General features: G+C 70.2%; 9 protein-coding genes. 7 read left to right on the top strand and 2 right to left on the bottom strand.

The window, feature by feature from the left end; translation table 11 throughout:
- The first annotated feature begins 2 nt into the window (after positions 1-2).
- Complete coding sequence (gene panD, locus AMYTH_RS0131780) at positions 3-500, top strand: aspartate 1-decarboxylase (RefSeq protein WP_027933627.1); 498 nt, start codon at positions 3-5, stop codon at positions 498-500.
- Between the two features lie 6 nt (positions 501-506).
- Entirely contained in the window at positions 507-1,292 is a 786-nt protein-coding gene (locus AMYTH_RS0131785) for a type III pantothenate kinase (protein WP_027933628.1), read from the top strand.
- Here the strand turns inward: AMYTH_RS0131785 and AMYTH_RS0131790 are convergent.
- Positions 1,289-2,044, bottom strand: a complete 756-nt coding sequence (locus AMYTH_RS0131790; protein WP_027933629.1) for a class I SAM-dependent methyltransferase — start codon at positions 2,042-2,044, stop codon at positions 1,289-1,291. The genes AMYTH_RS0131785 and AMYTH_RS0131790 overlap by 4 nt on opposite strands.
- An 86-nt stretch (positions 2,045-2,130) precedes the next feature.
- On the opposite strand from AMYTH_RS0131790, the gene lysS reads away from it, so the two are divergent.
- The 3 genes from lysS (at position 2,131) to AMYTH_RS0131805 (ending at position 4,883) form a co-directional block, all read left to right on the top strand.
- Positions 2,131-3,642: a lysine--tRNA ligase gene (gene lysS, locus AMYTH_RS0131795; protein ID WP_027933630.1), complete on the top strand. Its 1,512-nt coding sequence runs from the start codon at positions 2,131-2,133 to the stop codon at positions 3,640-3,642.
- Between the two features lie 143 nt (positions 3,643-3,785).
- Positions 3,786-4,139 (top strand): histone-like nucleoid-structuring protein Lsr2, encoded by a 354-nt coding sequence (locus tag AMYTH_RS0131800; RefSeq protein ID WP_020417087.1) that lies wholly within the window; start codon positions 3,786-3,788, stop codon positions 4,137-4,139.
- A gap of 162 nt (positions 4,140-4,301) precedes the next feature.
- Positions 4,302-4,883 (top strand): TIGR03086 family metal-binding protein, encoded by a 582-nt coding sequence (locus AMYTH_RS0131805; protein WP_027933631.1) that lies wholly within the window; start codon positions 4,302-4,304, stop codon positions 4,881-4,883.
- A 364-nt stretch (positions 4,884-5,247) separates the two neighbouring features.
- Here AMYTH_RS0131805 and AMYTH_RS0131815 read toward each other — a convergent pair whose 3' ends face one another.
- Positions 5,248-5,985, bottom strand: a complete 738-nt coding sequence (locus AMYTH_RS0131815; RefSeq protein ID WP_037322830.1) for a (2Fe-2S)-binding protein — start codon at positions 5,983-5,985, stop codon at positions 5,248-5,250.
- 377 nt (positions 5,986-6,362) lie between these two features.
- On the opposite strand from AMYTH_RS0131815, the gene AMYTH_RS0131820 reads away from it, so the two are divergent.
- Both AMYTH_RS0131820 and AMYTH_RS0131825 read left to right on the top strand, forming a co-directional pair.
- Positions 6,363-8,915, top strand: a complete 2,553-nt coding sequence (locus tag AMYTH_RS0131820) for an ATP-dependent Clp protease ATP-binding subunit (RefSeq protein ID WP_017985417.1) — start codon at positions 6,363-6,365, stop codon at positions 8,913-8,915.
- Between the two features lie 184 nt (positions 8,916-9,099).
- Positions 9,100-10,893 (top strand): Hsp70 family protein, encoded by a 1,794-nt coding sequence (locus AMYTH_RS0131825; RefSeq protein WP_027933633.1) that lies wholly within the window; start codon positions 9,100-9,102, stop codon positions 10,891-10,893.
- The last annotated feature ends 5 nt before the right edge of the window (positions 10,894-10,898 follow it).

The following is a 10,898-nucleotide window of genomic DNA, read 5'->3' on the forward strand; positions in this document are numbered from 1 at the left end:
CCATGTACCGCACGATGCTGAAGTCGAAGATCCATCGCGCGACGGTCACCCAGGCCAACCTGCACTACGTCGGGTCGGTCACGATCGACGAGACGCTGATGGAGGCGGCCGACCTGCTGCCGGGCGAGCTGGTGGCCATTGTGGACGTCACGAACGGTGCGCGGCTGGAGACCTACGTGATCCCGGGCGAGCGGGACAGCGGCGTCATCGGCATCAACGGCGCCGCCGCGCACCTCGTGCACCCGGGCGACCTGGTCATCCTGATCTCCTACGGTCAGATGGACAACGCCGAGGCGGCCACCTACCAGCCGCGGATCGTGTTCGTCGACGACGAGAACCGCATCAAGCACGAGGGCAGCGACCCCGGGCACGCGCCCGACGGCTCCGGCCTGGTGAGCGGCAGCATCCCGATCGCCTCGCCGGACCGGGAGAACCCGTTCCCGGTCGCCGAAACCGTCGACGCCGCACGGCTCGACGCGCTGCTGCACGCCGAGGGCTGAACTCCCTTGCTCCTGGCGATCGACGTCGGCAACACGAACATCGTGCTCGGCCTGTACGAGGGCAGTGGGGACGCGGCCAAGCTCGTCGGGGACTGGCGGATGCGGACCGACGCGCAGATGACCGCCGACGAGCTGGCGCTGACCATGCGCGGCCTGCTCGGCGAGCACGCCGACGCGATCACCGGGATCAGCGCGTTGTCCACCGTGCCCGCCGTGCTGCGCGAGATGCGGGTCATGCTCGGCCGCTACTACGCGCGGGTGCCGAAGGTCGTCGTCGAGCCCGGCGTCCGCACCGGCGTGCCGCTGCTGGTGGACAACCCGCGTGAGGTGGGCGCGGACCGGCTGGTCAACACGCTCGCCGCGCACCACCTGTACCGCACGGCGTGCGTCGTGGTGGACTTCGGGACCTCGACCAACGTGGACGTGATCTCCGCGAAGGGCGAGTTCCTCGGCGGCGCGTTCGCGCCGGGCATCGAGATCTCGGTCGACGCGCTGGCCTCGCGCGCGGCGGCGCTGCGCAAGGTCGAGCTGGTCCGGCCGCGGTCGGTGATCGGCAAGAACACCGTGGAGTGCCTGCAGTCCGGCATCGTATTCGGGTTCGCGGGCCAGGTCGACGGCCTGGTGCGGCGGATCGTGCGCGAGCTGACCGCGCGCACGCACGAGCCGGTCACCGTGCTCGCGACCGGCGGGCTGGCGCCGCTGGTGATCGGCGAGTCGGAGACGATCACCGAGCACGTGCCCGACCTGACGCTGCTGGGCCTGCGCCTGGCCTTCGAACGCCAGACGCGTTAGCGGCGGACGGCGCGCAGCACCGTCGTCAGCAGCGGCAGGTCGAATTCGCCGTTCGCGGTGGCCGGGTTGGCGCGGAGGAATTCCAGCGTCCGCCGCCGCGTCTCCACACGCTCGGCATCGTCCGCGACGAGCAGATGGGAATGCGTGGAGATCGTTTCGACCAGGCTTTCGGGTGTGCGGCGGTGCGAGTGCCGGAACGTCTTCTCCTCGAACGCGCTGAACGCGGGGTGTTCGGGCAGAGTCGCGACCGACCGGCCGCGCTGCACGAAACCGGACACGCGGGCGAATTCGGCGACCCACGGGACGGAATCGTCGTTGCCGTTCCACAGCCCCGCGACCACGCCGCCGGGGCGCAGCACGCGTGCGATTTCGGTGAGCGCGGCGCCCGGGTCGAACCAGTGGAACGCCTGGCCGGCGAGCACGGCGTCGGTGCCGGCGTCGGGCAACGGGATCCGTTCCGCCGTGCCGTCCAGGACTTCGATGCCGGGGTGGCGCCGGGTGAACGCGGCGCGCATGCCCGGATCGGGTTCGACCGCCGTGACGCGCAGCCCGAGCGCACGCAGGCCGCCGGTGAGCTTGCCGGTGCCCGCGGCCAGGTCCACCACTTCCGCGACACCGGGCGGCAACGCCCAGCGGAGACCGTCGAGCGGGTAATCGGGACGGTGCTCGTCGTAGACGTCCGCGTGCCCCCCGAATGAGCGGGACCGCCGGTTCCACAGCTCGCGATCGGCGGATGAAGTGGCTTCGCTCACTCGCGCGATGCTATCGGTGCGCTTGTGCTGGTCGATACAGGTAATCCGGTTGGCCTAGTAGTCACGGGGGTTCGTACCCTATCGGCATGACGGATTCCCCCTCCCCGGATCGCCCGGTGCCCGCTGACGACCTGCCCGAACAAATGCGGGTCCGTCGGGCCAAGCGCGATCGGCTGCTCGCGGAGGGCGTGGAGCCGTACCCGGTCGAAGTGCCGCGCACCCACACGCTCGCCCAGGTGCGCGCGGCGCACCCGGACCTGCCCGCCGACACGGCCACCGGCGAGGTCGTCGGCGTGACCGGTCGCGTCATGTTCTCGCGCATCGGCGGCAAGCTGTGCTTCGCGACGCTGCGCGAAGGCGACGGCACCGAACTGCAGGCGATGATCAGCCTCGCGAACGTCGGCGAGGAAGCGCTGGCCGCCTGGAAGGCGGACGTCGACCTCGGCGACCACGTCTACGTGCACGGCGAGGTCATCACGTCCAAGCGCGGCGAGCTGTCCATCATGGCCGACGAGTGGCGGATGGCCGCGAAGGCGCTGCGCCCGCTGCCGGTCGCGCACAAGGAGCTGGCCGAGGAGACCCGCGTCCGCCAGCGCTACGTCGATCTGATCCTGCGCCCGCAGGCCCGCGACGTGGTGCGCACGCGCGCGTCGGTGGTCCGTTCGTTGCGGGATTCGTTCCACCGCAGGGGTTTCACCGAGGTGGAAACGCCGATGCTGCAGACCCTGCACGGCGGCGCCTCGGCGCGGCCGTTCGTCACCCATTCGAACGCGTTCGACATCGATCTGTACCTGCGGATCGCGCCGGAGCTGTTCCTCAAGCGGTGCGTGGTCGGGGGGATCGAGAAGGTCTTCGAGATCAACCGCAACTTCCGCAACGAGGGCAGCGACTCCTCGCATTCGCCGGAATTCGCGATGCTGGAGTACTACGAGGCCTACGCCACCTACGACACGAACGCGGTGATGACGCGGGAGCTGATCCAGGAAGCGGCGCAGGCCGTTTTCGGCGGCCTCGAGGTCACGCTCGCCGACGGCTCGTCGTACGACCTCTCCGGCGAATGGACGTCGCTGAGCATGTACGACTCGTTGTCCGACGCGCTCGGCGAGGAAGTGACGCCGGAAACGTCGGTGGAGAAGCTGCGCGGGTTCGCCTCCGCGCGTGGCCTGGAGGTCGATCCGAAACTCGGCCACGGGAAGCTGGTCGAGGAACTGTGGGAGCACCTGGTCGGTGATCACCTGCACGAGCCGACTTTCGTACGGGATTTTCCGATCGAGACCTCGCCGCTGACGCGGCAGCACCGGACCAAGCCCGGCGTGGCCGAGAAGTGGGACCTCTACGTCCGCGGATTCGAGTTGGCCACCGGATACTCCGAGCTGGTCGACCCGGTGATCGAGCGGGAAAGATTGCTGGACCAGGCCCGCCAGGCCGCGGCCGGGGATAGCGAAGCGATGCGCCTCGACGAGGATTTCCTGCGCGCGCTCGAGTACGGAATGCCACCGAGTGGTGGCGTGGGAATGGGCATCGATCGTCTCCTGATGGCCCTCACCGGCCTCGGCATCCGTGAGACCATCCTCTTCCCGCTGGTGCGCCCCGAATAGCAGGCACGAACTAGTCACGGTATCGGTAACGTGATTTGCGTGCTGCCCTGATTCCGGGTATTAATGTCCTAGTCAATGGCTTCTGGTCAGGGCGCCTGCCCCTGCCCGATCATTCGTGGCTGGCCGAAAACAGGAGGAAACACATGGCACAGAAGGTGCTGGTGTCGCTCATCGACGACATCGACGGCTCGGAGGCGGACGAGACCGTCGAGTTCGGACTTGACGGCATCTCGTACCAGATCGACCTGTCGGCGGAAAACGCCGAGGAGCTCCGTGACGCGCTGGCCCAGTACGTCGAGCACGCGCGGCGTGCCGGTGGCCGCAAGCGGGGCACTCCGGGCCGTCAGCCCGCCGGCAAGGTCGCGGGTCGTTCCGCGTCGGTGGACCGCGAGCAGAACCAGGCCATTCGGGCCTGGGCGCGCAAGAACGGCTACCAGGTTTCCGACCGCGGGCGTATCCCGTCGGAGGTCGTGGAGGCCTACCACAAGAAGAACTGACTGCAGTTCGGGTAAAGAGGGGCGTGGAAGAGCCGCCGGGGATTCCCGGCGGCTTTTTTCATTGCCCGGCAGGTTGAACACGGTTCTGTCCGGCCGGGTCATTCGTGAGCGGCTGTCGCTTTTGTTCAAGACGGCGGCGCCACCATTCGGCTGAATGGAGGCATGACCGACCTTCGACCGATGCTGGAGCGGGCCGCCCGCGAGTTCACCGGGCTGCTCCGCACCATCGAACCAGCCCAACTGGACAACCGGACCCCGTGCACCGAATACGACGTGCGTGCCCTGCTCAACCACCTTCTCTATTGGGGCCCGTGGATGGCGGCGGCACTCCGCCGCGAACCGGCGCCCGCGGCGACCGGCGGCGAGCGGGACATCGATCTCACGCAGGGTGACTGGCTGGGTGAGCTGTGCACGCTTGTGGATGGAATTGTGGATACCTGTGGGCGGCCGGGGGCGCTCGACGGCACCACGAAGTTCGGCGATGCGGAGATGCCGGCCGAGATGATCGCCGGAATGGTGCTGACCGAATGGGTGGTGCACGGCTGGGACCTGGCCCGTGCGACCGGCCGGCCGCTGACCGTCGACCCCGAGGTGGCGGCGGCGCTGCACAGCTCGGTCGAGGCGACGGCGGAGCAGGCGCGGGAGATGAAGGTGTTCGGGCCTGCGGTGCCGTGCGCGGACGAGGCGCCGGTGCTGGACCGGCTGCTGGCGCTGACCGGCCGTGATCCGGGGTGGCGCGCCTAGCGGGCGGATGCCCGGGGTGCCGGGGGCCGGGGTGGCGCGCCTAGGGATGGCTGAACGTGGCCCCGGCGCCGGCCTTCTGGATCGGGAGTTTCGGGGTGGCGTCCCTCGCGGGGTGCCGGGGCGTGGGGGAGGCGCCGGTGGCGGACCGGCTGCTGGCGCTGACCGGCCGTGATCCGGGGTGGCGCGCCTAGCGGGCGGATGCCCGGGGTACCGGGGCGGCGCGCCTGGGGCGAACGCGGCACCGGCTCCTGCCTTCCGGGCCCCGGAGCTCGGGGTGGCGTCCCTCGCGGGCTGCGGCGTGGTTGATCCTGTCCCGGTCGGTGAGCCGATTGCGATCAGCCACGCGGAGCCGGTGTGGTGAAAGTCACCGGCGGCAGGTGCGCGGGCAGCCCTCGCACAGCGGCTGCTCCGGCAGCAGGTACGAGAAGCAGCAGCTCTCCCGCCGCCGGGCCCACCCGTCGCCGGTCTGGCGCAGCCGGGTCGACGCCGTCAGCGGCGGGTAGTGCTCGTCCAGCACGAGCTGCGCGTCGGCGACGCCCGCCTCCTCGTCGCCGGCGTACAGGCCCGCCCACCAGAGCGTGCTGTCCAGCGCGTCCGTCGCCGCGGCCCACAGCATCCGGCGGCCGAGCCGGCTCAGCGGCGCGTACGCCTGCACGAACTGCGCCGCGTGCGCCGTATAACGAGCGCGCAGCGCCGCGGCCAGCGCCCGCTCGTCGGCGACCACCGTCGCCTCGGGGCGGTCCGCGTCGGGGTCGCCGGGCAGGCAGTAGAACTCGTCCCCCAGCACGGCCACACCTTCGGGGTGCGGGCGGTCCGCGCACAGGCGGAAGGCGAGTTCACCCGGCCGCAGCATGGGTACTCGCCGTTCGTGATGGAGCAGCAACGCACCGGTGAACGCCGGCACGTGCAGGTACCACGACATGACGAACCCGGCCGTCGTCCGTTCGGGTGCCTCGCCGAAGCCGTCGCGCAGCCACTCGCCGAGGAGCTTGCGCCACACGTCGAACCGCGCGGGGTCGGCCAGCAGGTCGCCGCAGCGCTGCCAGCCGCCCGTCGCGGGCAGGTCGGCGCGCACTTCCATGCGGTCCTGCAGGGCGGCCACCCTCGTGACGGACGCTCCGAGAGCGCCCAGCGCGGTTTCGATGGCGGACCTCCCTGCTCCATCCGAGTGGTTAGGTTGGCCTTACCTTACTCGTTCCGCGCGCGAGCGCCAGTCCCGTCCCCGTCACGGGGGTGTTCGCGGTGAGCGGACAAACCGGGGCTTGCGGAATCGCCGGGAGAAGTCCCGCGTTGCAGATGTACGTCAGCTACCAGCGCAGACTCATCGCCGGGGATTTCCGGCGTCTACACCAGCTGTGACCTAATCCGCCCCAGTGGTAGTCCGGTGGGACCGCATGGCTACTACAGTGGACTCACGGTGCTGAATCCATCGCGAAGTGATGGGTGCTCACCGCCGGCGCAGCAGTCGAGGGAGTGGGAATGTTCGAGAGGTTCACCGACCGCGCGAGGCGGGTGGTCGTCCTGGCCCAGGAAGAGGCCCGGATGCTCAACCACAACTACATCGGCACCGAGCACATCCTCCTGGGCCTGATCCACGAGGGTGAGGGTGTCGCCGCCAAGGCGCTCGAATCGTTGGGTATCGCGCTGGAAGGCGTGCGGCAGCAGGTCGAGGAGATCATCGGCCAGGGCCAGCAGGCCCCGAGCGGGCACATCCCGTTCACCCCGCGCGCCAAGAAGGTGCTCGAGCTGTCGCTGCGCGAGGCGCTGCAGCTCGGCCACAACTACATCGGCACCGAGCACATCCTGCTCGGCCTGATCCGCGAGGGCGAAGGCGTCGCCGCGCAGGTTCTCGTCAAGCTGGGCGCGGACCTGAACCGGGTGCGCCAGCAGGTGCTGCAGCTGCTCTCCGGCTACCAGGGCAAGGAGCCGGCCGAGGCCGGCGCCGGCCGCGGCGAGGGCACCCCGTCCTCCTCGCTGGTGCTCGACCAGTTCGGCCGCAACCTCACCCAGTCGGCGCGTGAGGGCAAGCTGGACCCGGTCATCGGGCGCGGCAAGGAGATCGAGCGGGTCATGCAGGTGCTGTCCCGCCGCACCAAGAACAACCCGGTGCTGATCGGCGAGCCCGGCGTCGGCAAGACCGCCGTCGTCGAGGGCCTGGCCCAGAACATCGTCAAGGGCGAGGTGCCCGAGACACTGAAGGACAAGCAGCTCTACACGCTGGACCTGGGCTCCCTGGTCGCCGGCTCCCGGTACCGCGGTGACTTCGAAGAGCGCCTGAAGAAGGTGCTCAAGGAGATCAAGACCCGCGGCGACATCATCCTGTTCATCGACGAGCTGCACACGCTCGTCGGCGCGGGCGCCGCCGAGGGCGCGATCGACGCCGCATCGATCCTCAAGCCCATGCTGGCCCGCGGCGAGCTGCAGACGATCGGCGCCACCACGCTCGAGGAGTACCGCAAGTACATCGAGAAGGACGCCGCGCTGGAGCGCCGCTTCCAGCCGATCCAGGTCGGCGAGCCCTCGCTCGAGCACACCATCGAGATCCTCAAGGGCCTGCGGGACCGCTACGAGGCGCACCACCGCGTGTCGATCACCGACTCCGCGCTGGTCGCCGCGGCCACCCTGGCCGACAGGTACATCAACGACCGGTTCCTGCCGGACAAGGCGATCGACCTGATCGACGAGGCCGGTGCCCGCATGCGCATCCGCCGCATGACGGCTCCGCCGGACCTGCGCGAGTTCGACGAGAAGATCGCCAAGGTGCGCCGCGACAAGGAGTCCGCGATCGACGCGCAGGACTTCGAGCGCGCCGCCCGGCTGCGCGACGAGGAGAAGAACCTCCTCGCGCAGAAGTCCGAGCGGGAGAAGCAGTGGAAGGACGGTGACCTGGACGTCGTCGCCGAGGTCGACGACGAGCAGATCGCCGAGGTCCTGGCCAACTGGACCGGCATCCCGGTGTTCAAGCTCACCGAGGAGGAGACCACGCGTCTGCTCCGCATGGAGGACGAGCTGCACAAGCGGATCATCGGCCAGGAGGACGCCGTCAAGGCCGTCTCCCAGGCGATCCGCCGCACCCGTGCCGGCCTGAAGGACCCGAAGCGCCCGTCCGGCTCGTTCATCTTCGCCGGCCCGTCCGGTGTCGGTAAGACCGAGCTGTCCAAGGCGCTGGCGGAGTTCCTGTTCGGCGAGGACGACGCGCTCATCCAGATCGACATGGGCGAGTTCCACGACCGCTACACCGCCTCGCGGCTGTTCGGTGCCCCTCCGGGGTACGTCGGCTACGAGGAGGGTGGCCAGCTGACCGAGAAGGTCCGCCGGAAGCCGTTCTCCGTGGTCCTGTTCGACGAGATCGAGAAGGCCCACCAGGAGATCTACAACACCCTCCTGCAGGTGCTGGAGGACGGCCGGCTCACCGACGGTCAGGGCCGCACGGTCGACTTCAAGAACACGGTGCTGATCTTCACCTCGAACCTGGGCACATCGGACATCTCCAAGAGCGTCAGCCTGGGCTTCTCTTCCGGTAACGACGAGGGATCGCGTTACGAGAAGATGAAGCAGAAGGTCAACGAGGAGATGAAGAAGCACTTCCGGCCCGAGTTCCTCAACCGGATCGACGACATCATCGTGTTCCACCAGCTCACCCAGGAGCAGATCATCCAGATGGTCGACCTGATGGTGACGCGGGTGGAGACCCAGCTGAAGGCCAAGGACATGGCTCTCGAGCTGACCGACAAGGCGAAGGCGCTGCTGGCCAAGCGCGGCTTCGACCCGGTGCTCGGCGCCCGTCCGCTGCGCCGGACCATCCAGCGGGAGATCGAGGACCAGCTGTCCGAGAAGATCCTGTTCGGCGAGGTCGAGCCGGGTCAGATCGTGATCGTCGACGTCGAGGGCTGGAGCGGCAACCCGGAGGACCGCGACGAAGAGGCGCGGTTCGTGTTCCGCGGCGAGCCGAAGCCGTCCGACGTCCCCGACGCCCCGCCGGTGAGCATCGGCGCGGGCACCCACGAGGACGACGCCGAGGGCGAGCGCTGATCTCCTAGGCCGCCAGACGCGAGTGCCCCCAGGGACTGGTTCCCTGGGGGCACTTTCGCGTTTCCGGGCATCTGCTGAAAACGGGGCGAAACACCGGCGTGGCCGGTCGCGACTCCGGTGGGGGCACTTCTCGTCCGGGACTCCCCGATGGTGTGAAAAAGTGGGCTGCGCTGAGGGGAGGCACATGAACGTCCTGGCGATCGACTTGGGCACGTCGAGCACGGTGGCCGTCCTGTCCGCGTTCGGCCGCGGGCCGCGTGTCATCGAGGTCGACGGGTCGGTCACCATGTCCTCCGCGGTCTTCGCGGGCGAGGACGGCACCCTGGTCGTCGGGCAGGATGCGGAGCGCCGGGCGCGCCTGGACCCGGCCCGGTTCGAGCCCAACCCCAAGCGGCGCATCGACGACGCGACCCTCCTGCTCGGCGACACCGTCGTCGAGGTGACCGACGCCCTCGCCGCCGTCCTGCGCCGCGTCGCGGAGGAGGCCCACCGCCAGCTCGCCGGGCAGCCGCTCGACCACGTCCGCCTCTCCCACCCCGCCCGCTGGGGCGCCACCCGCCAGCAGCTCCTCCGCCAGGCCGCGGTCAAGGCCGGTCTCGGCCCCAGCCCGGTCCTCATCCCGGAACCCGTCGCCGCCGCCGCGCACTACGCCTCCCTCGGCCGCACCCTGCCGCCCGGCAGCACCCTCGCCGTCTACGACCTCGGCGCGGGCACGTTCGACTGCGCCGTCGTCGGCGTCACTGAACGCGGCTTCACCGTGCTCGCCGACAACGGCCTGCCGGACCTCGGCAGCCTCGACATCGACCAGGCCCTCCTCGAACACGTCGGCCGCCAGGTCTCCCACACCGACCCGGCCCAGTGGCAGCGGATGCTGCGCCCGCAGAGCCTCGCCGACCGCCGCATCCGCCGCGCGCTCCTGCAGGACGTCCGCGAGGCCAAGGAAACCCTGTCCCGCCACGCGCACACCGAAGTGCCGATGCCGGAACCGTTCGACGACGTCCTGGTCACCCGCGCCGAGCTGGAGGCGCTCGTCCGGCCGAACCTGCTGCGCAGCGCCGAGATGCTCGCCGCGACCATCCGCGACGCCGGGCGCACCCCGCAGCAGCTCACCGGCGTGTACCTGGTCGGCGGGCCGAGCCGCATGCCGCTGGTCGCGGCACTGCTCGCCGAGCAGCTCGGCGTCCTGCCGACCACCCAGGACCAGCCGGAGACCGCGGTCGCGTTCGGACTGCACCACGTCCCGGCCGCCCCGCCGCCGACCCCGCCCGCGATCCCCGCGATCGACGGACGCACCGTCCCGGCCATGGCGCCGGCCACCCCGCCCGTCGCCTGGCAGCCACCGCCGCCCAAACCCAAGGGCGTGCGCAAACCGCTGCTCATCGGCGCCGGCGTCGGTGTGCTGGTCGCCGCGCTGGTGATCACCCTCCTCGCCGTCACCCGCGGCGGGTCCGGCGACCCGGCCGCGGCGGGCACCACCGGGAACGCGGCCCTGCCGAGCACCCAGCAGGTCTTCGCGGGCTGCTCGACCGGCGGCGAGCCGGACTCCGACGGCTTCACGTCCTGCCTGCGCCGCCTCGCCGGCGCCGTTCCGGACGTCGGGACCTGCGAGCGCGGCGGGGCAGGCGTGCCGATCCAGCAGGCGGGCGCCGAGAACGTGGTCACCTGCACGCTGCCCAGCGACTCGACCACCAGCGGCCGCTCCGTCGTCTACTACGAGGGCATGTCGTTCGACGCGCTGAAACCGGGCATCCAGTCCCAGCTGGGCACTTCGGACAGCGCGCTCGAAGGCCGCTGGAGCGGTGACGGGCTGAGCGGCGACTACCTGGCAGGCACGACCACCGGCATGGGGATCATGCTGTTCGGCACGGACGACGCCGAGATCTGCGGCCTGCTGGTGTGGATCGACTTCGGCACGGACGGCCCGACGCCGCAGGACATGGTCGACTACTTCGAGCAGAGCCTCAAGCCCGGCGCCTGATCTGG

This window comes from Amycolatopsis thermoflava N1165 (assembly GCF_000473265.1).
Lineage (GTDB): Bacteria > Actinomycetota > Actinomycetes > Mycobacteriales > Pseudonocardiaceae > Amycolatopsis_E > Amycolatopsis_E thermoflava.

Bases quoted from the DNA above. Each gene is read 5' to 3' on its own strand.
- AMYTH_RS0131825 (WP_027933633.1), top strand. From the start codon at position 9,100: ATGAACGTCCTGGCGATCGACTTGGGCACGTCGAGCACGGTGGCCGTC.
- AMYTH_RS0131805 (WP_027933631.1), top strand. From the start codon at position 4,302: ATGACCGACCTTCGACCGATGCTGGAGCGGGCCGCCCGCGAGTTCACC.
- panD (WP_027933627.1), top strand. From the start codon at position 3: ATGTACCGCACGATGCTGAAGTCGAAGATCCATCGCGCGACGGTCACC.
- AMYTH_RS0131820 (WP_017985417.1), top strand. From the start codon at position 6,363: ATGTTCGAGAGGTTCACCGACCGCGCGAGGCGGGTGGTCGTCCTGGCC.
- lysS (WP_027933630.1), top strand. From the start codon at position 2,131: ATGACGGATTCCCCCTCCCCGGATCGCCCGGTGCCCGCTGACGACCTG.
- AMYTH_RS0131800 (WP_020417087.1), top strand. From the start codon at position 3,786: ATGGCACAGAAGGTGCTGGTGTCGCTCATCGACGACATCGACGGCTCG.